This is a genomic window from Microbacterium sp. P5_E9, assembly GCF_054049175.1.
On sequence record NZ_JBFUMV010000021.1, the window covers coordinates 1 to 24,898 of the forward strand.

Consider the following 24,898-nt stretch of genomic DNA (forward strand, 5'->3'; position numbering starts at 1 on the left):
GTTCCCCAGTCAACGTCGGTACCCATGTGGGATCTCAGGCGGAGACTTGATCGCCACCTGATCCGGACACCCCTGGCGGGGGCACTTGCAGACAGACGTATTTCCAGCCGTTTGCGTTCAAGGGAGCTCGATTGGGTTCTGGTTGCATCACCCCACCGACTGTCGGCACGATCCGTCTCCCACCTTCGTTCCCGCACATCCAGACTTGTCGGATTGCTGGGTGACCTTCCGATCGGTCCGCGCGCGCTTTCGGACGCGGTCTTGGACTCGTTTGACCTTTTCGCTGTGCCTGACAAATCGTGGTCGGACTCGATCGGTGTGCAACCGTCCCGGGTAGCCGTGGAACCGTGGGGAAGTACGGTGACCGACCCGAACCTTCTCACTGCCACTCCATACGCGCACGACTGCTTTGCTCTGGTAGGGAGCGCCTACCCGGAACGTGTCGCCTTGGCCGAGAGGCTTGCCATGAGTCATCGACTCGTCACATTCGGGGACTGGCCAGCGATACCAAATACATCCAATCACCCGCCATTAGGGAGGGTGGAGACAATTTGGCGCCTTCGATCGATGCGAGCCGCAGTTCTGAACATCCATCATCCGCAGTTCGTTGAAGGGCTCAACCCTCAATTCTTTGACTTCGCAGCCTGCGCCGTACCCCAGCTCGTCATTTACGCGCACGAACCACTTGTCGCTCAAATGCCGCTGGGCAATCAGAGCGCCTTCAGTCTCGAACTCGCCGTCGACAGTGACGCACTATTCGAGTCAACGAAGTGGTCAACCGACCATGTGCGCCGAGACTACCTCTTCCGCAACACAGTAGAGAGACTTGTGAATCGATGATTGCCATCGCATGTATTACCTTCGGCCATACAACTGAGGATGTCGAGCGGTGCCTGTCCACTGCGCTCGCCCTGAGTGAAAACGATCCTCGAATGCGAGTGATCACGGTCGATGACTCAAGCGGGTCGGCACCTCAGCCGAGGATGATTCCAGGATTTACCACGCCATCTCGCCGCGGTTTCGCAGCGACCGTTCAGTACATCGTCGAGGTAATTGCGCCGGACTGTGAACGCCTCGTCCTCGTCAATCCTGACGCCGAAGCGGACGTCGAAACGTTAGTGGCCCTTGCAGCATCGACCGACGTCGTCACCGTACCGACAATCATTTCGACCACCGACAGAGCATTCATGGAGAATGTCCGGCCCTCCACCACTGGTTCGAGAGAGATCCGGAACCTCTTGTTCGGAGAACGCAGACGAGCATTTATACTCAAACCCGCTTCAACCGAGCAGAGGGTGAATTGCCCGCCTTTCGCGCCCTCCGGCGCAATCATCAGCGTTGATGCGCATGCCTTGCGGCGAACGCCTTTACGGGCCGAGATGTTTTGGCTCGAGTTCTCCGACTGGGTGCTTCGTAGGAACGCAGAAGGCCTCACTACCGAGCTCTGTGTCCTGCCCAACGAATCGCGACATGTCGGCGCGTCGACGTCCGTCAAGTATCCAATGAGCGTCGCAGCAAGTCAGGCTCGCGCGAAAGTGTGTTTCATACGCGACTACGGCAGTTGGACGGCCCGTACTTTCGCCCCAGTTGCAGTACTGAGCCGTTCACTCCGATTTGCTGCTCGCCGCCGTTCGATCTCATCAGGCGTTTTCGTATTTCAAGCCGCCATGGGCTGGAAGAGTTGGATGGTAAACGCATGAGAGTGGTTGTCTCAGACGCCTACAGCACGAGTAACGTCGGCGACGGAGAACTCGTTCGCCTAACGGTCGGATCCGTCGCGAAGCGCTTTAGCGTGTCGCCGGTAGTGCTCGCAACGGATCCTGACTCATTCGGTGAATTAAAGGGGCAACCGGTCGAGTACATCTTCAAACCGCTATCGCGCCAGGAGTGGCGCACACGAGGACCAATTGGTCGTATAGCCTGGCTCGGGCGGGAGACGATCGCCATCGCGTCCATTCTCATCGTCCCAAAACTCCCAATCGGATCGCGCCGAAGGTTCGTCAGGGGTGTGCAACGCCTTGTCGTTAGGCCTTGGCTAACTGCCATCGCGGAAGCGGATCTCTTGGTGGGTGTCGGCGGTGGCTATATCGGCGACAAGTATCTACGCGAGTCACTCATTACTCTCTGGTGCTTTCGGTTCGCAACGGCAATTGGCGTTAGTGTCGAAACGATGCCGCTGTCCGTAAGTTCGGCCGAGTCACGCGTGCTACAACGGGCGCTAAAGAACACTCGCGGTGTGAGGTGGCGGAGTCGCGAAGAGCGAACGCATCGTACGTTGCGATCGCTGGACCTGACATCCGACCTAGTGCCAGACCTTGCATGGCTCAACGCGGGTGAGTTGATCCCGACGACGGAAGCTCGCGAGGGCGTTGCTGTCGCGCCGGTCGGTTCCTCGTTCTACTCCGACTCCGGCTCAACCCCGCACTCCTGGACACTACTCGAGCCGATAGTGGCGGGGTTGCCGACGGGGTCATCCGTTCGTCTGATTCCCATGCATCGCTGGGACCCGAAGCTCGGTGACGGCGAGGACGACCGTGCGTGCGCATCCTTGGCATCTCTTGTCTCCAATGTGCGCCCTGATCTGGTCGTCAAGATTGTCACCGCCCGAACGTACGAAGACGTTCGACGCGCCATGCGCGAGAGCGAGTATGCGATCTGTGAGCGGTTGCATGCCGCACTGGCAGCCACAACAACCGCGACGCCTGTCGTCATTCTGGGTTATGAACCGAAACACCGAGGAGTGATGGGTTTGGCAGGTCTTGAGGATCTCTGCAATGAAGACCTAACTGCAATTCATTCATATTCCACGGACCAACTGACACTTGCGGGCTCTTCGCAGCGCCAGTGCGTGGAAGAGGCGGTGATGATCTAATGCGCGTAATGCACATGAACAAGTTCGCGTATTCCAAGGGTGGCGCGGAGGAATACATGCTCCAATTAGCAACCAAGCAAGTAGCTGCGGGCGATGACGTTGCGATATTTGGTGCGCGTGCGGACGAATTAAGAATCGACGGCATCGCGGGCTTTTCATATGATGTCGTCGACTTTCACGCCGCCCAAGGCAAGCGCAAACTGACTGCAGCAAGGGAAGTACTGTGGTCGTCACGGTCGCAACGAGCCCTTGAGTCTGCCGCCAGCCGCTTTCGGCCAGACGTCATCCATCTTCACAACTATGCACATCAACTGAGCTCCTCGGTCATTGCCACCGCCCGCGCAATGAAGGTTCCAGTGGTGAATACTGCTCACGACTACAAGCTTGTCTGTCCGGCATATGTCGCCGTGGTTCAAGGAGCTGATTGCTTCGCCTGCGCGCGCCACCTGTCCCCGAAGCTTCTCATCAAACGCTGCCATCACTCGGACCTCGCGTGGTCAGCTCTAGTTGCAGCTGAAGCCGGAATTGTTCGGTCACGGCGACTTACCCCCGATGTAGTACTCGCACCATCGGAATTCATGGCGGAAGCACTCCGGAGCAGTTGGCTCGCGGACACAAACGTTCGCGTTATACGCAATCCAGCAACTGCGACCGGATTGACTTGGGTTGGCGGCGGACCAATGCTTTACGTTGGGCGACTCTCCCGGGAGAAGGGGGTCGCCAGGATCATCGAGGCCTGTGTTGCTGCTGGCGTCCCGCTCTCGATAGCGGGAGACGGACCACTCCGCAGCGAACTCGAAGCGCTCGCGGGCGATGCCGACGTGCGCTTTCATGGCCACGTCTCATTCGACGCATTGGCGGAGTTGAGGCGCACATGCAGGGCCCAAGTCATTCCAAGCGAATGGCCCGAAAACGCCCCGTTGTCGGCACTCGAGGCAGCAGTAGACGGTGTCCCGATTGTTGCAACGTCACGCGGGGGCGTGCCTGAGTTGGCTTCGATCGGTGCTCGGATGTCGCTCGTGAGCGAAGTGACCAAGGACTCGATCGTCGCTGGGTTGAAGTCGCTGGACGAATCGTTCGGTGATCTGGACCGCTTCCGCGCCAACGTTGCTTGGGATACCCATCTAGACCTCGTTGGGGCGGCGTACGAAGGAGTTATCCGGTGAAGATTGCACAACTCGGAGCACGAAGCATCCCGGCGCAGCACGGTGGGCTCGAGGTGGTTGTTGAGGGCCTCGCGCTGGGTCTTATCGAACTGGGCCATGAGGTCACCGTTTTTGTCGGTGAAAGCGGGGCAGAACTGGCGGGAATTCAGATCGAACTTTCACGATCGGTTCGCGGAAAGTACACCCACACCGCCTCGCAGTTGATAAATGACCTGTGGAAACTGCGACGCGCGGACTTTGATGTTGTCCACATACACGGTGTCGGTCCGGCCTTCATCCTGCTGCTTGCACCATTCTTCGGCTTCCGTAGTGTGGCTGTCGTGACGGCGCACGGGATTGACTGGGAACGAAAGAAGTGGCCACGCGCGGCGGCCGCGATCTTCCGTACCGTCTCTCGGAGTGCGATTAAACGAGCCGCGGCTGTTTCGGCCGTATCCAGGTCAACTGCGGTGGAATTGGGCCGAGAAATCGACCAAGACGTGGCAGTAATCGAGAACGGAATCTCTATTCCGGGGCTCCCGGAGAAGGCCCCACTCGATCTACCTGCGCGATACGTAGTGTGCATGTCGCGGTTAACCCCCGAGAAGAACGTCGAACGTATCCTGGATGCGTACACAGACGAAGTAGAGAGCCACCTCGGACCTCTAGTGGTGGTTGGAAGTGGAGTCGGTTCCTACGCAGGCGACTACGAAGCCAGCTTGCGAGCTCGATCTAGCTCCCGCGTCATCTGGGTCGGTTCACTTCCCCGTCCTGATGCACTGGCCGTCGTACGTGATGCGTCCGCCTACATTTCGATGTCCAAGCTGGAGGCYCAGCCAATGGCAGTCCTCGAAGCGTTAGCTCTCGGGGTCCCGCTCGTACTATCCGACATTGCGGCGCACCGCGAGATTGGTGGCGATCGCGCTGTTTACGCAGACCCCGATTCGTCGGACGTACTTGAACGCGCCCTACTTAACCTTTCAGCGACGGCTAGCGGCCCGTCGCGTACGGGCAGCTTGCCCCCAATCAGGGATTGGGGCGAAGTCGCCGCGCGCTACGAGGCCTGGTATCGGCAGACCCTTGGGCTTGCGAATGAATCGACGGCACGCGCGGCATCTCGGGCTGACTGATCAACAACAGCACCGCTACGACTGCGATGTAATCCAACCAATTGCGTCTCTTCCGCTCGCTCGCGGCAGACGACCGCACCCCGGACCGCGACTCGAAAGGACAAGCAAGTGAAGGGAATTATCCTCGCCGGCGGTTCCGGCACCCGCCTCCACCCCATCACCCTCGGCATCTCGAAGCAGTTGGTCCCGGTGTACGACAAGCCGATGGTCTACTACCCGCTGTCGACGCTGATGCTCGCAGGCATCCGAGACATTTTGATCATCACGACCCCCCACGACGCGGAGCAGTTCGAGCGACTGCTTGGTGATGGATCACAGTTCGGAGTGAACCTGACCTTTGCGCGGCAGCCGTCGCCGGATGGGCTCGCTCAGGCGTTTACGATCGGCGCCGACTTCATCGGCGACGAGAAGGTCGCGCTCGTGCTCGGCGACAACCTGCTCTATGGCCCCGGGTTGGGGACGCAGCTGAAGCGCTACGCCGATGTGGACGGCGGGGCGATCTTCGCGTACTGGGTCGCCGAGCCATCCGCCTACGGCGTCGTCGAGTTCGACGATGCCGGGCGCGCGATCTCACTCGAAGAGAAGCCGGAGGTGCCGAAGAGCAACTACGCGGTTCCCGGCCTGTACTTCTACGACAACGATGTGGTCGACATCGCCCGCAGCCTGGCTCCGAGCCCCCGCGGGGAGTACGAGATCACGGACGTCAACCGGGCGTACCTGGCTCGCGGGAAGCTACAGGTCGAGGTGCTCCCCCGTGGCACCGCGTGGCTCGATACCGGGACCTTCGATCAGATGACAGACGCCGGCGATTACGTGCGCACGATCGAGCGACGCACGGGATTGCGGATCGGCGCTCCCGAAGAGATCGGCTGGCGGCAGGGCTTCCTCACGGATGACGAGCTGCGCGTTCGGGCGGAGAAGCTCGTGAAATCGGGGTACGGAAAGTACCTGCTCGACACACTGGAGAGGGGCATCTGATGGGCAAGCTCTTGGTCACCGGCGGCGCCGGGTTCATCGGCTCGAATTTTGTGCACCACGTCATCGAGCACACCGATCACCACGTCACGGTGCTCGATGCGCTCACTTATGCGGGGAATGTGGCTTCGCTGCTCGGGCTCCCCCCAGACCGGCTCACGTTCGTGCAGGGAGACATCACCGACGCACCCCTCGTCGACGAGCTGTTCGGCAACGTGGATGCGGTCGTGCATTACGCCGCGGAATCGCACAATGACAACTCGCTGCACGACCCGCGTCCGTTCCTCGAAACCAACATCGTCGGCACCTACACACTGCTCGAAGCGGCACGCAAGCATGACCGCCGCTTGCATCACATCTCCACCGACGAGGTGTATGGCGACCTCGAACTCGACGACCCTGCCCGGTTCACCGAGAACACGCCGTATAACCCCTCGTCGCCGTATTCGTCCACCAAGGCAGGGTCGGATCTGCTGGTGCGGGCGTGGGTGCGCTCCTTCGGCGTGCGGGCGACCATCAGCAACTGCTCGAACAATTACGGCCCGTACCAGCACGTCGAGAAGTTCATCCCACGTCAGATCACGAACGTGGTGCGCGGCATCCGCCCGAAGCTTTATGGCGCCGGCGAGAACGTGCGCGATTGGATCCACGCCGACGACCACTCCTCCGCCGTGCTCACCATCCTCGACAAGGGCAAGATCGGTGAGACCTACCTGATCGGCGCCGACGGCGAGAAGAACAACAAAGACGTCGTCGAGCTGATCCTCACGCTCATGGGCCAGCCCGCGGATGCGTACGACCACGTCACCGACCGCGCGGGGCATGACATGCGCTACGCCATCGACTCCACCAAACTTCGCTCCGAGCTCGGATGGGCCCCGACCTATGGAGACTTTGAAGCCGGGCTCGCGGCGACCATTCAGTGGTACCAGGACAACGAGTCGTGGTGGGCACCCTCGAAAGACGGCGTTGAAGCGTTCTACGCCACGAAGGGCCAGTAGCCGTGACGGAGTTCGGCAAGGCTTTGGCGCGCGCGGAAACACCCATTCCTGGGCTGGTGGTCTTCGATCTGCCGGTGCACGGCGACAGCCGCGGCTGGTTCAAGGAGAACTGGCAGCGCGAGAAGATGCTCGCCTTAGGGTTGCCCGACTTCGGTCCGGTGCAGAACAACATCTCGTTCAATGACCAGGCCGGGACGACCCGCGGGATCCACGCTGAACCGTGGGACAAGTGGGTGTCGGTCGCCACCGGGCGCATCTTCGGCGCCTGGGTGGACCTTCGTGAAGGGCCAACCTTCGGAGCCGTCTACACCACCGAACTCAACCCATCGCGCGCCATCTTCGTTCCGCGCGGCGTCGGCAATTCGTATCAGACCCTCGAACCCGACACGGCGTACACCTACCTCGTCAACGACCATTGGTCGCCCGACGCCGCGTACTCCTTCCTAAACCTCGGTGATGAGACCACAGCGATCCAGTGGCCCATCCCTCTGTCAGACGTCGAGATCTCCCCCAAGGATCTCGCTCATCCGCGACTGAGCGAAGTCATCCCGGTCCCGTCCCGCAAGACCCTCGTCGTCGGGGCGAACGGGCAGCTCGGACTCGCTCTGCGGGCAGAGTTCGGCCTGGCATCGCACCTCGAGTACGCCACTCGTGCCGACCTCGACATCACCGGTCCGTCGCTGGCTTCGGCTCGCCGCTGGCGCGACTACGACACGATCATCAACGCCTCCGCGTACACGGCCGTCGACACCGCCGAGACACCGGACGGCCGCCGGGATGCCTGGGCTGCGAACGCCAGCGCGGTCGCAGCCCTCGCAGCCATCGCGACCGCGAACGGGATCACCCTCGTTCACATCTCGAGCGATTACGTCTTCGATGGAGCGCTCGAACGCGCCTACCGGGAGACCGACGCGCTCTGCCCGCTCGGCGTGTACGGGCAGACCAAGGCCTCCGGCGACGCCGCTGCCGCGACCGCGCCGCGCCACTACGTGATCCGCACCTCGTGGGTCATCGGCGAGGGGCGCAACTTCGTCCGGACGATGGCGTCGCTGGCCGAACGCGGCATCGATCCCCGGGTGGTCGACGACCAGACGGGGCGCCTCACGTTCACCACCGACCTCGCCCGCGGCATTCGTCACCTGATCGAGACGCGACCTGCCTACGGGACCTACAACCTCACGGGCGCCGGGCAGCCGACCACGTGGGCGGACATCGCACGACGCGTGTTCGAACTCACCGGCCACGACCCGGAAAGAGTGACCGGCGTCACGACCGCGGAGTACTTCGCATCGGCGACCGCGGCGGTAGCGCCGCGCCCGCACAACAGCCTGCTCGACCTCGGCAAGATCGAGGCCTCCGGCTTCAAGGTCGAGGACGTGGAGAAGTCGCTCCTTTCCTACCTTCGACAGTGATACACCCGATCTTCGATACCAGCGAAGCTGGCTAATACTTCAATGCGAAACGGAGCTCTCTGCTGGTAATTGAGGTGCCGTCCCACCTGGCTACCGACCAAGTCATCCCGCTCTAGGTGCGAGGAGTCATATGCGTCTCTCCGTCATCGGTTGCGGATACCTGGGAGCCGTTCATGCTGCCGCGATGGCTTCGATCGGCCACGATGTCGTCGGCGTCGACCTCGACGAGCGCAAGATCGCGATGCTCACTMGAGGGGAGGCGCCGTTCTTCGAACCCGGCTTGCCCGAGATCCTCACCGAAGGGATCGCGTCGGGGCGACTGCGGTTCACGACCGACATGGCCGAGGTCCACGGCGCAGACGTGCACTTCGTCGTTGTCGGCACTCCCCAGCAGAAGGACGGATGCGCCGCCGACCTCACCTACGTCAACGCCGCGATCGATGGCCTGATGCCGTTCCTACGGGCGGGTGACATCGTCGCCGGAAAGTCAACCGTGCCGGTAGGCACTGCTGCTGGCCTGGCCGAGCGGGTGAGTAACACGGGCGCAACCCTGGTATGGAACCCCGAGTTCCTGCGGGAAGGGTGGGCTGTGCGAGACACGGTCGATCCCGATCGGCTTGTCGCCGGCGTGCCAGGTGGCGACGAGGGCGATCGGGCCGCCGACATCCTGCGACGCGTCTACCACCCAGCGATCGCGAAGCAGACGCCCCTCATCGTCACCGACTATGCGACTGCGGAGCTCGTCAAGGTGGCGGCCAACGCGTTCCTCGCCACGAAGATCTCCTTCATCAACGCGATGGCCGAGATCGCCGAGGTGACCGGTGCTGATGTGACTGTGCTCGCCGATGCGATCGGCCACGACGGACGCATTGGCCGCCGCTTTCTTGGCGCCGGCATCGGCTTCGGAGGCGGATGCCTGCCGAAGGACATTCGCGCCTTCTCCGCCCGCGCCGAGGAGCTCGGGCGAGGAGAGTCGGTTGCTTTCCTTCGCGAAGTCGACGCGATCAACCTCCGTCGCCGGGATCGCGCCGCGCAACTGGTGGTCGAGGCCCTCGACGGAGACGTCGTTCAGAAGCGCATCACGGTTCTGGGCGCCGCGTTCAAGCCGCACAGCGACGACGTCCGCGACTCACCCGCACTCGACGTGGCTGTGCGACTGCACGGTCTGGGTGCGGTAGTCACGGTGACCGACCCAGCCGCCATCGCGAATGCCTCACGGGTTCGCCCTCAACTCACCTACGTCGAAGAACGGGACGAAGCGCTGCGCGGAGCGGACGCGGTGATCGTCGTCACCGAGTGGGACGAGTACCGACGTGAACTCGACCCGGTCTACGCAGCATCGCTGACGACTGGACGCATCGTCGTCGACGGGCGCAACTGCCTTGATGCCGCCGCGTGGCGCCGGGCGGGCTGGACGTACTACGGGATGGGGCGACCATGAATCGGGTATCGCTCACCCCTGTAGCGTGACTGAGGGGGTATGAGGACATGGCAGATGCTGACGCGGTCGAACTCCGGCTCGTAGAAGCGGTCGAGCTGGCCACCGCCTGGGTTGCCGACATAGCCCGAATTCGCGACATCCGCCTTCTCGTGATCAAGGGGGACGCCTTAAACCGCCAGGGTTTGAGAAAACGGCGCCTATCGAGCGATGTCGATGTGCTCGTCGACCCGGGCGATTTCACAGAACTGTGCGCGGCGATCGAACGGGCGGGGTGGACCCCTCGCGAGCAGACACTTGTCGGAGCCGTTTGGAGCCCTCACTCCGTGAGCTTCACCGCAGACGACTGGCCCTGTGACATCGACGTGCACCGCTGCTATCCGGGCCTTCTCACAGATGAAGCGCAGGCGTTCGAAACGCTATGGAGCAGTCGCACGCAGATACGGTTCGCGGGTCAGCCCGTGGAAGTGCCGAGCCGGGCCGGCAGTGCGATCCTGCTCGCACTTCATTGCCTTCGCGACGGCCTCTCTCAGCCCAGGTACCGCGATGAACTGGAGGGACTTCTCGCGACGCCGTTCACCGATCGTGAGTTGGCGGAGATCGTGAAGATTGCGGATGACGCCGGAGCTCTCGGCACCCTCACCGACGTGCTTCAGCGACTGGGGATCCGCCCAGACTCCATCCCGCCGGTGATGGAGTCCGAGGAGCTTCGCGCCTGGCGAGCGCGAGTCGATGCTGATTCGCGCGGGGCCTATTTCTGGTTGGTGCTGCTGCGACGAACACCCTGGCCGAGAAAAGCGAGCGTCCTTCTTCAGTCCGCGTGGCCGACGCGTCGAGACCTCATCATTGCGCACCCGAACATGCCCGACACCGTACGAGGGCGAACTCGGGCGCGCCTCGAGCGCATCCCCGCGGGCCTCCGAGGGCTGCCGACCGCACTTCATGCCCTGACCCGCAGAAGGTGATACGAAGCAGGTCGTTGCAGTCGCATACCCGCGTCGATGATCAGGTGTCGTCGAGTCGGCGCTGCCGCGACCACTCCAGGAACACGACGATCAGCAGTCCGATGCACGCGCCGGTGAGGTTCGCGACGATGTCCATGACACTCGGAACGCGTCGCGCAAGCACCAGGGCCTGAAGCGACTCAATGGCGACAGTGGTGACCAACGCGATCGGCAGGATCAGGTAGCGCTGCGTCAGGATAAGCGCGAGCAACACCCCGAATGGTGCAAACAGCAGGATGTTCGCCCCGAATTCGATCCGCGCGTAGGTCGCCCACGGAATCACATGGGTTAGCCCGCGTAGGAACGATCCGGCCGGGTCGTCGACGCGCGACGGCCAGAGCCCGATCAGGGCGAGGACGGCGGCGTAGACGATGAGGGCTGTGCGGGCGACCTGCCTGGTGCGGCCCTTTGCGCGGGGCGCGGGCGACGGTCTCGGCAGGATGCCGAGCTCATCGCGGGCAGCATCGAGAGGATCTCGATGTGCAACTGGGTGAATGGCGCCGCCCGACGCAGGCATCGAGGGTGGAAGGGGCGGTCTCGGCGGAACGTCGCCGCCCGGACGAGCGGCATCCGCCTGCTGGTCGGGTGCGAGCGGATCCACACTGGCCTCCCGTTGTCGGGCGCCGCGACGATGCCGCGCGTTTCAGGCGAGCATAACCGAGAGGCGCGCCGGAGCATTGCGCGACGGCGCCATCGGGCGCTGAGTTACAGCCAGGTAAATCCTCACCCCCCGCGGTGAAGATGACGCAACACAACTGTTACGTTGGAACTGTCAGCGACGCATCTCCTGCGTCGCTGTTCTCTTGCTCCGCACACGCTCCATTCTTCACGCGCCCCTGTCCTCTAACGGGTGGCGCAGCCGAATTCCCTGGGGGAAAACTCATGTACGAAGCTACATCTGACCTCAACGGCGCCGACCGCAAGCCGGGCCTCAGCCGTCGCCAGCTCGTGAAGGCCGGCGCCTGGGCAGCGCCTGCGATCGCGATCACGATCGCGACACCCGCAGCGTCAGCTTCTGGAAACATCGTCGCAGTCTCCGGCTACAACCAGACGCAGGTCACCGCAGAAAAGAAGATCACGGGCATCTCGGTGTCCATTACAAACTCGGGACCTCTCACGCCGAGCGGAACCATCACAATCACCCTCCTCGCCGAGGACGGGACGGTCGTCACCAAGGGAGCGTGGAACGGCGGGAGTGGCAGCATAAACACCGGCGCGATTTCCCAGGGCACCACCGTGTTCGTCGGCTTCGGCGACTTCAACACCAAGCCTCTGACTGCCGGGACGTATAAATTCCGGGTGACGTTCACGCCCAGCGGGGGGCAGGCAGTCTCCCGGGACAGTGGCACCTTCACTGTCGCCTGATAGCCCGGAGTAGTAGATGGAACTGCGTGACTACCTGAGGATCCTTCGGGCGCACTGGCTCGGCATCCTGCTGTTCACGCTGCTGGGGATCGGTGCGGCCTGGGGCTGGAGCGCCATGCAAGCGCGCGTCTACACAGCCTCGACGAGCGGTTATGTGAATGCCACCAGCGCTAGCGGCGACGCCGGCTCGCGCCTCGTCGGAAATCAGCTCGCGCAGAGCGTGGTCAAGTCGTACATCGACATCGGCGGCTGGCGGTCGGTCGCCGAGTACGTGATCGACGACCTGGGCCTCGAGACCACGCCCGAGGCCCTGGTCGGGCGGGTCGGCGTCACGAATCCGATCGACACGGTCATCATCCGGGTGTCGGCGGATGCCTCGTCGCCGGCTGAGGCGCGTGATCTCGCGGAGTCGTGGGTGCGCGGGATGCAGAACGAGATCGACGAACTCGAAGACAACGGGGCCGGAGGCACCGGAGCGGTCACCCTCGTGGCCGGCGACTCCGCGCGCCTGCCCACCGCCCCGTCGTCGCCGAACACTCGCCTCAACCTGATCCTCGGCGCCCTCATCGGCCTGGCACTCGGCATCGGCTATGCCGTCCTCCGGCACGTGCTCGACCAGCGGGTGCGGCATCCGCGCGATATCGAACGCGAGACCGGCGTCTCGGTCATCGGCACCCTGCCCGAGTCGAAAGACCTCATCAGCGAGCGCAAGGTGCTCACCTTCAGCGGGCGGCAGGACTCTGCGACCCCTGTGGCCGAGGCCACCCGCGAGCTGCGGACCAACCTCCGGTTCGTCGACATCGACAAGCCCCCGCGCGCGATCGTCGTGACGAGCCCGATCCCCGGCGACGGCAAGTCCACCATCGCCGCCAATCTCGCCATGAGCCTCGCCGCGGCCGGCGAGAACGTCGTGCTGATCGACGCCGACCTGCGCCGCCCCATGGTCGCCGAACTCTTCGGCCTTCCGGCTGGCGGCGGACTGACCGACCTGCTCACCGATCGCGCCGAGATCACCGATGTGATGCACACGATAGGCACGACGGGAAAGCTGCTGGTCATCACGGCCGGCAAGATCCCGCCGAACCCGAGCGAAGTTGTGGGCTCGCAGCGCATGCGCGAGCTGATCGCCAACCTGTCGAAGCACGCCTACGTGATCATCGACAGCCCTCCGCTGCTGCCGGTCACCGACGCGGCGATCCTCGCGACGAGCGCCGACGGCGCGATCCTCGTGGTGTCGGCCGGCAAGACCACCTACGACATGATGAACAAGGCGCTGCTCAACCTCGAGAAGGTCAGTGCTCGCGCGCTCGGAGTCGTGCTCAACAAGGTGCCCCGCCGCGGCGGCAGCGCCTACTACGGCTACCAGTACCAGGGCGAGTACACCGCGCGTGCACCCGAACCGCAGAAGGCATCCCCCGCTTCGACGCGCTGACCACACCGGTTGCCACCGATCACGATTCACATGAACCCGAGCCCCCTCCCCCGCCCCGCCCGCATCGCCGGCACCGTCGTCGTGGCGGCCCTCGCGGGCGGGATGGTGCTCGCGATCCTGGCCCTCGCCTGGATCGGGGTGCGCGGTGCCCTCGCCGCCGACCATCTCCTCACCGCCCGCGCCGAAGCCCAGAGCGTGGTCGAGCAGATCAGCGACCCCGCGACCGTCTCCGACACGATCGCCACGATCGCTGACGAGACCACCGCCGCACGAGCACTCACGAGCGACGCGGTGTGGCAGTCCGCCGAGCTGGTCCCCTGGCTCGGTCCGCAGCTCGCCGCCGTCTCGACACTGGCGGCCGCCGCCGACGACGTCGCCGGCAAAGCCCTCACCCCGCTGTCGCAGGTCGCTTCCACCCTCACCCCCGCCGCCATGAAGCCGCAGGACGGCCGCATCGAGCTGTCGGGCTTCATTGCGGTGCAGGATGCCGCGGCCTCTGCATCCGAGGGGATCACCGGTGCTGCCGACTCGGTCACGAAGATCAACGAGGCCGCGCTCGTCGCCCCGCTGCGTGACGTCGTCGCCGAGGTTAGTAAGACCCTCGACCAGGCCGAAGCGGCGACGGATGCCCTGGCCCGTGCATCCGTCCTGCTGCCGGCGATGCTGGGCGCCGATGGCCCGCGCAATTACCTGGTGCTGTTCCAGAACAACGCGGAATCGCGGTCGCTCGGCGGGATCGCCGGTGCGATGGTCTTGATCCACACGGACGGCGGATCGATGCAGCTCGTGGCGACGGATGCCGGAAACGACTTCGCAAAGGCCGACGCGTCGGTGCTGCCGCTCGGTGGCGAGATCACGGCCATCTATGGCCAGCGACCCGGGCAGTGGATGCAGAATGTCACCCAGGTCCCGGACTTCTCCGTCACGGCCGCGCTCGCTCGCGAGCACTGGGCGCGAAAGCACGGAGTGCAGGTCGACGGGGTGATTGCCACAGACCCCGTGGCACTCGCGTACATTCTGGCCGCGACCGGCCCGGTAACCCTGCCGAGCGGCGACACCGTGACATCTGAGAACGCCGTGCAGCTCCTGCTGAACGAGGTGTATCTGCGCTACACCGATACGAAACAGCAGGATCGGTTCTTCGCCGACGCGACCACATCGATCTTCACCGCGCTGACCGATGGCCGCGCGAATCCGGGCGCCCTCCTCACCGCACTGGCGAAGGCCGGAGACGAACGGCGCCTGCTCCTGTGGAGCGCGCACCCCGAGGACCAGCAGGTGCTCGCCGCCACGACGCTCGCAGGCGGGCTGCCCGTCACCGATGCCACGACGTCATCATTTGGCGTCTTTCTGAACGACGGCACCGGCGCGAAGATGGATTTCTATCAATCGGTCGAGACCTCGGTGGCGTGGGATTCGTGCACGCTCAACAGCGCCGGCCTGGCCAGTGGTGACGCAACGCTCAGCGTCACACTCACGAACAACGCCCCCGCCGATGCGGCGAATCTTCCCGACTATCTCACCGCGGCCGGCTGGTGGGGAGTCCCCCCAGGGAGCATCCGCACTGTGGGGTATCTGTACCTCCCCAAGGGGTTCGAGCTCGTCGACGCGCAGCTCACCGGCGGCACGGGCTTCGGCGGCGGCCCGCACGACGGGCGCCAGGTGCTGAGCTATGAGACGACGCTCGCTCCGGGTGAGTCGGCGACGGCGACGATCGTCGCCCGGACTACGTCGCCGAGCGGTGCGAACCTCGTTGCATGGGCGACGCCGACAGTTAACGCAGACGTAACGCGCGAAGTTGCCCCTTGCCTGTGAGTATCCCTATGCTCAGGTCAAGGGCACCGTCGCTTCGGATCTGAAGATCCGGACACGATGCCTTTTGCATGACCGCACCAGGGCACTTCCGTTCCATCCGAACCACAGCTCTCGCGCACCACGTTCCATCCGCAACACCGTTCCTCCCCCTCCTTGCACCACTCGGCGCCTAAACGGCCTTGCACGAAAGCGAACGACCACCATGAAGCACTCGATCCGTAAATCCATCGCGGTCGCAGCTCTCGTTGCGGCCTCGGCCATCGCGCTGCCCACCGCAGCCTCAGCAGCAACCATCTACCCGGACGCACTCGCCTGCAGTGCCTCGCCGACGACTCTCGCCCCCGGCGCGACCACCACGTTCTCGTGCGACGACGAGACGTTCGCTCCAGGCGAGACCATCACGATCACGATCGAAGGCGCGACCAGCGCTGACATCGGCTTCGTGAAGTTCGCCACCACCTCGAGCGGTTCCGCGACGGCCACCTCCACCGGCGCTCTCGCGGGTCTTTCGGTCACCTTCCCGAGCAACGCCTCCGGTGTGTACAACATCACGGCATCCTCTGAGGGATCCGCTGGTGGCACCGCTTCGGTGACGGTCACCACGACCGGCTCCGGCAGCGGCGGCGGAACCCTGCCCTCGACCGGCATCGACAGCAGCTCGCTCCTCGGCCTCTGGGTCGGCGGCGGCGCGCTCATCCTGGTCGGTGGCTCCCTTGCCGTCGCGACCACGGTTCGCCGCAACCGCAAGCAGTCTGCCGGCATCTGATCCGCAGCAACAGCATGAAGGGAGCTCCTGGCCGGTAGGCCGGGGGCTCCCTTCAGTTGTGTGGGGGGTGGACGACGTTTCGTCTCGCTTCGCTCGCTCAACGACCGGTGGGTTCTGCGGGGGGCGTACGGACGTTTCGTCTCGCTTCGCTCGCTCAACGACCGGTGGGGCGAACGGCGGCGGACCGGGCTCGCACGCTCGGGTAGCGTGAGAGCGTGCCCGACGAGACCGCTCCCCGCCCGCTGTGGCGTCGCATCACGGGGAGCGGCTGGTTTCAGCTCGTCGCCGCGCTCGTCATCACGGGACTCGTCCTGAGCTTCGTCGCGAAGCCCTTCTGGGTGCCGTCCGGGTCGATGGAGGCCACCCTCGAGCCCGGCGACCGTGTGCTCGTCAACCGTCTCGCCTACCTCGGCGCCGAGCCGAGCGTCGGCGACATCGTCGTGTTCGACGCCGACGCCACCTGGAACATCGAGCCGTCGCCCGCCAACCCCATCAAAGACGTGCTGCGCTGGATCGGCGAAGTCACCGGGTTCGGGCCCACGAGCGCCCACACCCTCATCAAGCGCGTCTTGGGCACGCCCGGTCAGACCGTCGAGTGCTGCACGGATGCCGGGCAGCTCGTCATCGACGGCGAACCCCGTGACGAGCCCTACGTCACGAACGACCTGCCCTTCGAGCCCGGCACGCTGGACTGCACGACCACCCCGCGATCGTCGCGGTGCTTCGACCCCGTCGAAGTCCCGGCCGGCTCGCTGTTGATGCTCGGCGACAATCGCGCCAACTCCGCGGACTCCGCGGTCTACTGCCGCGGCGACGCCCCCGCGCCGGACTGCTGGCGCTGGGCGAAAGACGACACCGTGGTCGGCAAGGCCGTGCTGCTCTTCTGGCCCCTCACCCGCTGGACCGTGCTGTAACCGGAGCGTAATCAGCATCCGCCACAATGTGGTCAATGGGTGATCGCACGACGGACAGTCGAGCGACGTTCCTCCCCTGTCCCTATCGGCGATTTCAGGAGGACGACGTGAGCAGCGACATCCAGCACCCGAAGAAGACCATCGACCGGCGCACGCTGCTCAAAGCCGGCGCGTGGGCTGCACCGGTCATCGTTCTCTCCACCGCCGCACCGGCAGCAGCCGCCAGCGGGACCACGACCGGAAAGCTCGATTTCACGAATGTCAGCTACTACTGGGCCTACGGCCCCGGCGGCGTGGTGGGGCTGACGGCGAACACGACAGTCGGGTTCAAGCACGGCGGGACGGGGACGATCACTTCCATCCTGCTGATGGTGCAGATCAACAATGCCAACGGCACATATCTTGTCGGCGGCAAGCCCGCGATTGTGCTCGGCGCGCCAGGATGGACGGTGTCTCAGGTCGGCACCACGATCCTCGACCGGCACCGCGTGCCATGGATTCAGTACAGCTTCCTGTGGACGGGAACGCTCGTGCCCATCGGCTACACCGCGCTTCTCGAGGCGACAGTCCCCCTGGCCGAGGCCCACCCGAACGGCCCGCCTGCGGGCAGCAAGTGGTTGGTGATCGCGTCGGCCCCGAGTGAGCCGAACGTGAAGCCCGCAGCGCAGGCGGGCAACGGGCGCGAGTTCGTGGACCGCGGGCCCGTCACTCCCTAACCGAGCGGCTCACCCGCGCAGGGCTGGAACACCGCCTTCACGAACGCAAGCGACTGGTACACGTACTGATAGCCCCACTGCGCGATCGTGGCGGGCTGCTCAGCCGCGACGACCACGAAGTGTCCCGGATAGCACTTGTCGAACAGATACCGCGTGCGCGCCACATGCGTCGTGGACGTCACGACGATCACCGACGGGCTCGCCTGCTCGGTCATCATCAGCACCTCGCCGCGCGTGGTGAACGGGTCGGCGACCTCGCAGGTGACGCCCGGCTCCTGGCAGAGTGCGATGTCGTCGGCCGTCTGGCCGCGCTCCGGCTGCACCGAGATCACAATGCGCTCGGCGAGACCCTCGTCGCGCAGGCGCTCGGCGAGCGCGAGGCGCGCATCCGACGGCGGTCCGAGCACCATCACCGCCTCGCTCTTCGGCACGTCATCCACAGTGGGAAAGACGTACAGCGGCAGGCCGATCAGCACGAAGAGCCAGAGCGCCGCGAGCATCGTGAGGGCGACCACCCGGAACCGGCGCATTGCACCTCTCACCGATCAGGCGCTGGTCTGCTCCGCGGCGGCGGGCGCGGCATCCGTCGTCGCCTGCGCGGTGATGAGGATCGGCAGGTGGTCGCTCAGTCCCTGCGGGAGGGTCTTGACCTTGTCGATGGTGAAGCCGACCGACGTCGCGAAGTCGTAGTGCCCGCGGAAGAAGCGGTAGGCCGTGTAGGTGTGCGCGTCGCTCATGCTGAGCTCGTAGCCCTGCTCGCGCACCTTCTGGCCGAGGTTCTCCTTGAACACCGGATAGTTGTAGTCGCCGACCATCAGGGTCGGCAGGTGTCGGCCGAGCAGTTCGAGCTCGCTGAGCGCGGTGCGGATCTGGTGGCGGCGCAGCGAGTTGAGCGCGGTGAGCGGCGCGGCATGGAAGGACGCGACGATGATGTCGCGGTTCTCGTCGATGTCGTGCAGGCGCACGCCCAGGATCCGCTCCTCGGCGGGCTTGAGCATGCGGTCGTGCAGCGACTTCTTGAGGCCGAGCGCCTTCACGTCGACGACGCGGAACGTGTTCTCGCGGTAGTACACGGCGAGGCCCAGGCGATTGCGCTGGGTCGAGTGGGCGAGTCGCAAACCGCCGATGGATTCCGGGATGTCGGAGGTGTCGGCCTCTTGCAGGCACAGGGCATCCGCACCATGGGTCTCGACCAGCTGTGCGAGCTCGCGGGCGGCGCGATGCTTGCGAAGGTTGTACGAGATCACCCTCATGCCGACTCCTTTGTGTCGCGTGCCACGCTAATGGCCGACGCCAGCCTACGGCGGAAGCGTGACCGCGGGGTATCGGGTGCGTGACACACAGAACACTGGTAGAGGGGTGGTGCGTTGGGCCGCGGCATCCGTTGCCCTGCCGGTGGCGCGGCCACGCCGTTCCCCACCCCCGAGAAACCACTTTCGGATTGAGAAACCACTTGCGGACTGAGACATCGCGCCCTGCCTGATGTCTCAGCCGGACTCTGGTTTCTCGACGGAGGAGTGGGTGCGTCACGAGCCGGGACGCTTGTGTCGAGCCGTGACGTGGCCGACGGTGGCGGGCGTGGCGGCTCGTCGGGAACGTATCGGGTCGCCGCGACACCGCGGCGTAACACGGGCCTGCTATCGTCGGCATTCGGCACGCGCCTGATGTTGGGGGTGCGCGGGCCGACATCCGGCCCGACGACGCGCCCGCGGACGATAGGAGCGCGTTCATGCCCGAGGCCTCAGAGACCTCCCGCGGCGGTGCGTCGAGACTGACCCGCCGGCAGGTGATGCGTGCCGCCGCGTGGGGGGCGCCCGTGGTTGTCGCGGCGCTGGCAGCGCCCGCGGCCGTCGCGTCGGTGACCCCGCCCGCGGACGCTCGGGTCGAGGTGACCGCGATCACGGCGACCGGCAGGGGAACCGTATTCCGCGCCAAGCCGCCGGTTCCATGGGACATCACCGTGACGGTGTTCAACCACTACACCGCGGCGCTGACGGTCACCATCGAGCTCACCATCCCCAACAAGTGCTTCTTCGTCGACGAGAACGGCGACCCCATCCCCGCCGGGATCGGGGGAACCTTCACGCAGATCGTGCAGCCCGGGTCGACCGATATCACCGGATTCGCCGGACTACTCAAGGCCAACAACAGCCGAGACACCCTCACCGCGACTCCCCTGAAGACGAACCCTGCCGACCCCGAGTGGACAGGCCTTCCCCTCACCGTCTTCATCAAGCCCGGCCACCAGATCCCCTACGCGCAGGGCCGGAAGAACTAGGCGGGGTTGGCGCGGGCGGTCTCCGGCATCCGTCCCGCGTGCCCGAGACACCACCTCCGCCCCGAGAAACCACTTCCCGGCTGAAACCCCACGCCCCGCACGGTGTCTCGGCCGCCATGTGGTTTCTCGCCGACTCGAGCCCTCACGAACCGCCACCCCGCGCCCGAGGAACCAGTTCCCGACTGAAACACCACTTCGGCGCTGAGACACCACGCCCCGCACGGTGTCTCAGCCGCCATGTGGTTTCTCGCCGACTCGAGCGATCGCCAACCCGCCACCCCGCGGCCGAGAAACCATTTTCGGACTGAGACATCACGCCTCGCGCGCCAGCCCATACCGGCCGGTCGTGTGAGCGCGAAGTTCAATGACGTTTGAGGAGAGGCATCCGCCTCCGCAATCGAGCGTGTCCCAGGAGCACCCCGCGACAGGCCCCGGCCCCGCGACTACACCGGCCGGGCGGCGATCAGCTGCGACTCGACCAGCTGGGCGACGAACGCCTCCACGTCGTCGGCGACTGCCGACGAGTTGCCGCCCTCGACCGCGCCGGCGGCCTCGGCGGCACGGGCGGTCAGCTGGGTGAGCGTGATCGGGTCTTCGAGCCACTCCCAGATCAGCGCGGCCGAGCCGGCGAGCGCGGCAGGCCGAGCGATCGTGCCGTCCGGCGCCGGGCTGAGCGGAAGCGCGACGATCCGATCCTCACTGTCCACCCACGCGACGTCCTCGCGCCGCGCGAGCAGCGGCTCATCCGAAGTCAGCAGTCCCGCGTCGAGGAGCTGTCCGACGGCGACGAGCACGGCAGCCTGGGCGTCGAAGCCCTGAGGCTGGCCGTAGGCGGCGGTCGCGGCATCCTGGAACTGAGTCAGCGTGGCGTCCTCGGCGACGCGCCAGACCGCCGGCGCGATGCCGCCCAGGACGGTGACGTGCCCGTGGCGGCCGCTGTCGACGGTGAGGATCGCCACGCGATCGGGGTGCTCGAGCGCGATCTCGTCGGCGACGGGCGTGCGCGAGAAGCGCGGACCGACGTGGTCGGGCTCAGCCGGCGGCGCGGCGTGCTGCGGAAGCTCCGGCAGCACGAAGTCCCCGGCCGGCTGGGCGACCAGCTGCGGGATCAACGCGACCAGCGTCGCCGCCTCGCGGTACTTCACTGTGCGGATGCCCCCGGTCGCCGCCGCGAGCGCGGCGATGAACCTCAGCGCGGCATGCTGCTCGGGCAGGAAGCTCGTCTGCGTGACCAGGTCGCTGAGCGCATCCCCGATATCGGATGCCTCGACAATCGGCTCCTCGGGATGGTTCTCGTCACGATCCAGCACCACGATCGCGGCGACCTGCAGCTCCGCGTCGGGGAGCGGCTTGAGGTTCAGCGCCGAGGGCGGGACCTGCGTCTTCGGCGCGGCCGGGTCTTCGATGACGGAGAGCGGCTTGCGGTAGGGCCAGACCCGGCCGTCCGCGTCGATCGCGATCGTCTCGTCGGAGACGTAGCCGTACGTCTGCCCGAGCACGCGCGACGCGGTCGTCTTGCCGCGCCCGGACGGACCGACCAGCACCACGACCTTGCCGTCGGGCATCGCGATGCCCGCCGCGTGCAGCATCCACGCGCGCCCGCGGGCGGCCTCGATGCCGGCGAGGGTGACGTCCTGCGAGAGGTGCGAGAGCATCTGCTCCCGAGTGGCTGTCAGCGGGGTGACGACGGCGACCGGGTCGGCGTCGTCCGGCGCCAGGGCATCGGCCCACGCCGTGCGCACCGCGTCGGCATCGCCGTCGTCGAGTGGGCTCAGGTCGATCTCGATGCAGGAGCCGACGGCGTCGACCAGGAGTCTTGGGGGCACATCCGAAGTTTACGGGGAGGGCGTTGCCGGGCTGTGACGGGGGGTGGGAGCGAGGGCCCGGGCGCGGCCGCGCCGCGGCATCCGTCCGCCCTGAGAAGTCACATTTCGGCTGAGACATCACATCCCGGCCGAGACATCATGCCGTGCGTGGTGTTTCAGCGGGCGTGTGGTTTCTCGACGGCTCGGGGCCCGCGCGGCGAGGGCGTGGGACGACGCCGGATGCCGCTACTCGCGGTCGCGGCGCGCGCGGGTCTGCTCGGCACGATCGGCGAGCAGCTCATCGGCGGGGTAGCCGACGGCGGTCAGCGTGAGCCCGCGCGCTGCGAGCACCTTGACCTCGGGCACCCGGTCGCCGGTGTCGCGGATGTCCGCGACATCCTCCACATCCAGGCGGCCCTCGCCGACCGCGACGCACGCGCCGACGAGGGCGCGCACCATCGAGTGGCAGAAGGCGTCGGCCTTTACGTTCGCGACCAGCACCCCGTCCGGCGCGCGGTGCCAGTCGAACTCGAGCAGCGTCCGGATCGTCGTCGCCTCGTCGCGCGGCTTGCAGTAGGCGGCGAAGTCGTGGAGTCCGATGAGGGAGCGGGCCGCGGCATCCATCGCTTCGGCGTTCAGCTGCGCGCGCACGGTCGTCGTGCGGTGCCGCTCGAGCGGATCGTAGCCCGCGATCTGGTCGGCGACGCGGTATTCGTAGCGGCGCCACACGGCCGAGAAGCGCGCGTCGAACCCCTCCGGCGCGACGGCGGTGCGGGTCACCGCGACGTCGGAGTACGCCCCCACCACACCCCGCATGCGCGACGCGAGGCGGGGCGCGCCGCTCGCGTGGCCGGTGGCCGCGCCCGAAGCGGGGTCGGTGGCCGCGCCGGAAGCGGGGCCAGTCGCTGGGTCGCTGGCGGGAGAGTCGGACGCCGCCGCCCGCTGCTGCTCCGACGTCGGGGAGGATCCGGATGCCGCGGCCCGCTGCTGCTGCCGCGCCGCGAGTCGCTGCTGCTGCGGTTCGTCGAGGTCGAGGTGGGCGACCTGGCCGGTCGCATGGACCCCCGCGTCGGTGCGTCCCGCGACGACCAGCCGGGGTTCGCCGCCGAGGATCCGCGCAAGCCCGTCCTCGAGAGTCCCCTGCACCGTGCGGAGCCCGGGCTGCCGGGCCCAGCCGCGGAAGTGCGTGCCGTCGTAGGCGATGTCGAGGCGGATGCGCACCGCCCCAGCCTAGGGCCGCGGCATCCGTCCGTCCCTGGCGGAGCCGCCACACTTCCCCGTCGAGCCGATACGCTCCCGTCGAGCCGATACGACCGCAACCGTCGGCAGCGTCACGGCTCGCGAACAACGTCACGGCTCGAGATCGCTCCGGCGCGCGGCCAGACCAGCGACCCAAGGATCAGCCGAAGACCCTCCGGCTGAGGTCGAGCGTCTCGCCGACCGCCTGCAGCGCGGAACGGGCCAGGCGCACGCGGTTCTCGTTCTCGCGCACGATCTCGCGCGCCAGCACCGGGTGCGAGCGCACGATCTCGTCGAGCACCTCGACCGGGATCCACACCACCTCGACCTCGGTGAGCGCGATCGCCCGCGAAATGGTCGCGCCGCGGGTGAGCGCCGTGAGGCCGACCGCGTCGTTGCGGCGCAGCTCGGTGATCTGCACGAACCCCGAGTCGGTCGGCACGCCGAGCATCACGCGTCCGGCGAGGATGAACCGCGTCGCGTGCGGCACGACGCCCGGCCGCAGGATCACCTCGCCCGCGCAGTAGCGCTCGAGGCGCGCGGTCGTGGCGAGGGCCGCGGCATCCTCCGGTCTCAGACTGAGTGAGGGCGAGATCTGGTGCAGTGCGGCGTCGAGCCGCTCCGCGGAGTTCCACTCGTCCGTCGCATCCCCATCGAGGTGCAGGTCGGCGCGGCGCGCGGCGTACCAGAGGCGGGTCGTGAACGCGTCGAGCACGGCCTGCTCGTCGCCCGGCGAGGTCAGCGGAATCATCACCCGATAGGTCGCATTGCCGACCGTCGTGACGGTCGGCTCGCGGTTCTCGGCGACGAGCGGGATGTCGCGCGCGACCTCGATCATGAGGGAGCGCACCCGCACCGGGGCATCGTCGGTCGAGAACGACACCTCCGCCTGGGCAGCGAAGGGGTCGAGCGAGCGCGACAGGTTGACGAACGACCCGTCGGCGAGCTCCGCCGTCGGCATGATCACGATCCCGTTGCCGGTGTCGAGGTGCACCGCGCGCCAGTTGACCTCGATGATCTGCCCGCGGGTGCCGCCCGAGTCGATCCAGTCGCCGAGCTGGAACGGCGCCTCGAAGATCAGGAACAGACCGGACACGATCGAGCCGACCGCGTTCTGCAGCGCGAGTCCGACGACGATCGAGGTGATCCCCAGCGCCGCGAAGACGCCGGCGACATCGGCATCCCAGACCCAGTAGAACACCAGCGCGATGCCGACGATGATGAACACGAACCGGATCAGATCACTGAAGATCGTCGGGAACCGGTCGCGCCACGACCCCTTCTCGGCCCGGTGGAAGACGAGGTGGTTGATCGCGTTGATCGTGATGACGATCACGAGCAGGCCGAAGATCGTCCAGACGACCCGCGGCCAGGTGCCCGACCCCTCCCACGCGTCGGGCTGCGAGATGAGCACCAGGATCCCGGCGACCGGCACCAGGTAGTTGCGCACCATCGCGACGATCGGCGCCGAGCGGCTGCCGCGGCGGGCCAGCGCGTTCGTGAGCTCGGTCAGCCCGATGAGCACCAGCGGCAGGCCGACCGAGACGATGACGGCGGGCCAGAACCACGGCTGCGCGGTGATGTCTCCCAT

At 66.0% G+C, this 24,898-nt stretch carries 22 protein-coding genes; 16 read left to right on the plus strand and 6 right to left on the minus strand.

Annotation, left to right across the window (positions count from 1 at the left end):
* The first annotated feature begins 836 nt into the window (after positions 1-836).
* From ACXJ3V_RS18385 to ACXJ3V_RS18425, 9 genes are all read left to right on the plus strand, one after another.
* Positions 837-1,700 carry a hypothetical protein gene (locus tag ACXJ3V_RS18385; RefSeq protein WP_457101796.1) on the plus strand — a complete coding sequence of 288 codons (864 nt, stop codon included), beginning with the start codon at positions 837-839 and terminating at the stop codon, positions 1,698-1,700.
* Positions 1,697-2,872, plus strand: coding sequence for a polysaccharide pyruvyl transferase family protein (locus ACXJ3V_RS18390; protein WP_457101797.1), 1,176 nt, complete (start codon positions 1,697-1,699; stop codon positions 2,870-2,872). The genes ACXJ3V_RS18385 and ACXJ3V_RS18390 overlap by 4 nt, the downstream gene beginning before the upstream one ends.
* Before the next feature lie 8 nt (positions 2,873-2,880).
* Positions 2,881-4,038 carry a glycosyltransferase gene (locus ACXJ3V_RS18395; protein ID WP_457101798.1) on the plus strand — a complete coding sequence of 386 codons (1,158 nt, stop codon included), beginning with the start codon at positions 2,881-2,883 and terminating at the stop codon, positions 4,036-4,038.
* Positions 4,035-5,147 (plus strand): glycosyltransferase family 4 protein, encoded by a 1,113-nt coding sequence (locus tag ACXJ3V_RS18400; protein ID WP_457101799.1) that lies wholly within the window; start codon positions 4,035-4,037, stop codon positions 5,145-5,147. Before ACXJ3V_RS18395 ends, ACXJ3V_RS18400 begins: the two co-directional genes overlap by 4 nt.
* 108 nt (positions 5,148-5,255) lie before the next feature.
* Complete coding sequence (rfbA, locus tag ACXJ3V_RS18405; RefSeq protein ID WP_457101800.1) at positions 5,256-6,125, plus strand: glucose-1-phosphate thymidylyltransferase RfbA; 870 nt, start codon at positions 5,256-5,258, stop codon at positions 6,123-6,125.
* Positions 6,125-7,123 carry a dTDP-glucose 4,6-dehydratase gene (gene rfbB / locus ACXJ3V_RS18410; protein ID WP_457101801.1) on the plus strand — a complete coding sequence of 333 codons (999 nt, stop codon included), beginning with the start codon at positions 6,125-6,127 and terminating at the stop codon, positions 7,121-7,123. Before rfbA ends, rfbB begins: the two co-directional genes overlap by 1 nt.
* 2 nt (positions 7,124-7,125) lie before the next feature.
* The gene (locus tag ACXJ3V_RS18415; RefSeq protein WP_457101802.1) at positions 7,126-8,535 is read left to right on the plus strand and encodes a sugar nucleotide-binding protein; all 1,410 of its coding nucleotides are present in this window, start codon (positions 7,126-7,128) and stop codon (positions 8,533-8,535) included.
* A gap of 130 nt (positions 8,536-8,665) precedes the next feature.
* A complete protein-coding gene (locus ACXJ3V_RS18420) occupies positions 8,666-9,976 on the plus strand; it encodes a UDP-glucose dehydrogenase family protein (protein ID WP_457101803.1) in 1,311 nt (436 codons plus the stop codon).
* A gap of 47 nt (positions 9,977-10,023) precedes the next feature.
* A complete protein-coding gene (locus ACXJ3V_RS18425) occupies positions 10,024-10,938 on the plus strand; it encodes a nucleotidyltransferase family protein (RefSeq protein ID WP_457101804.1) in 915 nt (304 codons plus the stop codon).
* Between the two features lie 40 nt (positions 10,939-10,978).
* Here the strand turns inward: ACXJ3V_RS18425 and ACXJ3V_RS18430 are convergent, their stop codons facing one another.
* Positions 10,979-11,578: a VanZ family protein gene (locus ACXJ3V_RS18430; RefSeq protein WP_457101805.1), complete on the minus strand. Its 600-nt coding sequence runs from the start codon at positions 11,576-11,578 to the stop codon at positions 10,979-10,981.
* Between the two features lie 281 nt (positions 11,579-11,859).
* On the opposite strand from ACXJ3V_RS18430, the gene ACXJ3V_RS18435 reads away from it, so the two are divergent.
* From ACXJ3V_RS18435 to ACXJ3V_RS18460, 6 genes are all read left to right on the plus strand, one after another.
* A complete protein-coding gene (locus ACXJ3V_RS18435) occupies positions 11,860-12,342 on the plus strand; it encodes a hypothetical protein (RefSeq protein WP_457101806.1) in 483 nt (160 codons plus the stop codon).
* 16 nt (positions 12,343-12,358) lie between these two features.
* The gene (locus ACXJ3V_RS18440; protein WP_457101807.1) at positions 12,359-13,774 is read left to right on the plus strand and encodes a polysaccharide biosynthesis tyrosine autokinase; all 1,416 of its coding nucleotides are present in this window, start codon (positions 12,359-12,361) and stop codon (positions 13,772-13,774) included.
* A gap of 30 nt (positions 13,775-13,804) precedes the next feature.
* Positions 13,805-15,589 (plus strand): DUF4012 domain-containing protein, encoded by a 1,785-nt coding sequence (locus tag ACXJ3V_RS18445; RefSeq protein ID WP_457101808.1) that lies wholly within the window; start codon positions 13,805-13,807, stop codon positions 15,587-15,589.
* Positions 15,590-15,791: 202 nt separating this feature from the next.
* Positions 15,792-16,355 carry an LPXTG cell wall anchor domain-containing protein gene (locus ACXJ3V_RS18450; RefSeq protein WP_457101809.1) on the plus strand — a complete coding sequence of 188 codons (564 nt, stop codon included), beginning with the start codon at positions 15,792-15,794 and terminating at the stop codon, positions 16,353-16,355.
* A 215-nt stretch (positions 16,356-16,570) separates the two neighbouring features.
* Positions 16,571-17,269 (plus strand): signal peptidase I, encoded by a 699-nt coding sequence (lepB, locus tag ACXJ3V_RS18455; protein ID WP_457101810.1) that lies wholly within the window; start codon positions 16,571-16,573, stop codon positions 17,267-17,269.
* 107 nt (positions 17,270-17,376) lie between these two features.
* On the plus strand, positions 17,377-17,985 hold the full coding sequence (locus ACXJ3V_RS18460; RefSeq protein WP_457101811.1) for a hypothetical protein: 609 nt from the start codon (positions 17,377-17,379) through the stop codon (positions 17,983-17,985).
* Here the strand turns inward: ACXJ3V_RS18460 and ACXJ3V_RS18465 are convergent.
* A complete protein-coding gene (locus ACXJ3V_RS18465) occupies positions 17,982-18,515 on the minus strand; it encodes a hypothetical protein (protein WP_457101812.1) in 534 nt (177 codons plus the stop codon). The genes ACXJ3V_RS18460 and ACXJ3V_RS18465 overlap by 4 nt on opposite strands.
* Positions 18,516-18,530: 15 nt before the next feature.
* Positions 18,531-19,238: an endonuclease/exonuclease/phosphatase family protein gene (locus tag ACXJ3V_RS18470; RefSeq protein WP_457101813.1), complete on the minus strand. Its 708-nt coding sequence runs from the start codon at positions 19,236-19,238 to the stop codon at positions 18,531-18,533.
* Between the two features lie 476 nt (positions 19,239-19,714).
* Here ACXJ3V_RS18470 and ACXJ3V_RS18475 point away from each other — a divergent pair, with 476 nt between their 5' ends.
* Positions 19,715-20,263: a hypothetical protein gene (locus ACXJ3V_RS18475; protein WP_457101814.1), complete on the plus strand. Its 549-nt coding sequence runs from the start codon at positions 19,715-19,717 to the stop codon at positions 20,261-20,263.
* Between the two features lie 443 nt (positions 20,264-20,706).
* Here ACXJ3V_RS18475 and ACXJ3V_RS18480 read toward each other — a convergent pair whose 3' ends face one another.
* From ACXJ3V_RS18480 to ACXJ3V_RS18490, 3 genes are all read right to left on the minus strand, one after another.
* Positions 20,707-22,089, minus strand: coding sequence for a PqqD family peptide modification chaperone (locus tag ACXJ3V_RS18480; RefSeq protein WP_457101815.1), 1,383 nt, complete (start codon positions 22,087-22,089; stop codon positions 20,707-20,709).
* Positions 22,090-22,314: 225 nt separating this feature from the next.
* Positions 22,315-23,289 carry a tRNA pseudouridine synthase A gene (locus ACXJ3V_RS18485; protein ID WP_457101816.1) on the minus strand — a complete coding sequence of 325 codons (975 nt, stop codon included), beginning with the start codon at positions 23,287-23,289 and terminating at the stop codon, positions 22,315-22,317.
* A gap of 178 nt (positions 23,290-23,467) precedes the next feature.
* Positions 23,468-24,898 carry a mechanosensitive ion channel domain-containing protein gene (locus ACXJ3V_RS18490; protein WP_457101817.1) on the minus strand — a complete coding sequence of 477 codons (1,431 nt, stop codon included), beginning with the start codon at positions 24,896-24,898 and terminating at the stop codon, positions 23,468-23,470.

What these genes read in the sequence shown, in the direction of transcription:
- ACXJ3V_RS18385 (WP_457101796.1), top strand. Translation starts at nt 837, where the DNA reads ATGATTGCCATCGCATGTATTACCTTCGGCCATACAACTGAGGATGTC.
- ACXJ3V_RS18390 (WP_457101797.1), top strand. Translation starts at nt 1,697, where the DNA reads ATGAGAGTGGTTGTCTCAGACGCCTACAGCACGAGTAACGTCGGCGAC.
- ACXJ3V_RS18395 (WP_457101798.1), top strand. Translation starts at nt 2,881, where the DNA reads ATGCACATGAACAAGTTCGCGTATTCCAAGGGTGGCGCGGAGGAATAC.
- rfbB (WP_457101801.1), top strand. Translation starts at nt 6,125, where the DNA reads ATGGGCAAGCTCTTGGTCACCGGCGGCGCCGGGTTCATCGGCTCGAAT.
- ACXJ3V_RS18425 (WP_457101804.1), top strand. Translation starts at nt 10,024, where the DNA reads ATGGCAGATGCTGACGCGGTCGAACTCCGGCTCGTAGAAGCGGTCGAG.
- ACXJ3V_RS18435 (WP_457101806.1), top strand. Translation starts at nt 11,860, where the DNA reads ATGTACGAAGCTACATCTGACCTCAACGGCGCCGACCGCAAGCCGGGC.
- ACXJ3V_RS18440 (WP_457101807.1), top strand. Translation starts at nt 12,359, where the DNA reads ATGGAACTGCGTGACTACCTGAGGATCCTTCGGGCGCACTGGCTCGGC.
- ACXJ3V_RS18445 (WP_457101808.1), top strand. Translation starts at nt 13,805, where the DNA reads ATGAACCCGAGCCCCCTCCCCCGCCCCGCCCGCATCGCCGGCACCGTC.
- ACXJ3V_RS18450 (WP_457101809.1), top strand. Translation starts at nt 15,792, where the DNA reads ATGAAGCACTCGATCCGTAAATCCATCGCGGTCGCAGCTCTCGTTGCG.
- ACXJ3V_RS18465 (WP_457101812.1), bottom strand. Translation starts at nt 18,515, where the DNA reads ATGCGCCGGTTCCGGGTGGTCGCCCTCACGATGCTCGCGGCGCTCTGG.
- ACXJ3V_RS18470 (WP_457101813.1), bottom strand. Translation starts at nt 19,238, where the DNA reads ATGAGGGTGATCTCGTACAACCTTCGCAAGCATCGCGCCGCCCGCGAG.
- ACXJ3V_RS18475 (WP_457101814.1), top strand. Translation starts at nt 19,715, where the DNA reads ATGCCCGAGGCCTCAGAGACCTCCCGCGGCGGTGCGTCGAGACTGACC.
- ACXJ3V_RS18490 (WP_457101817.1), bottom strand. Translation starts at nt 24,898, where the DNA reads ATGGGAGACATCACCGCGCAGCCGTGGTTCTGGCCCGCCGTCATCGTC.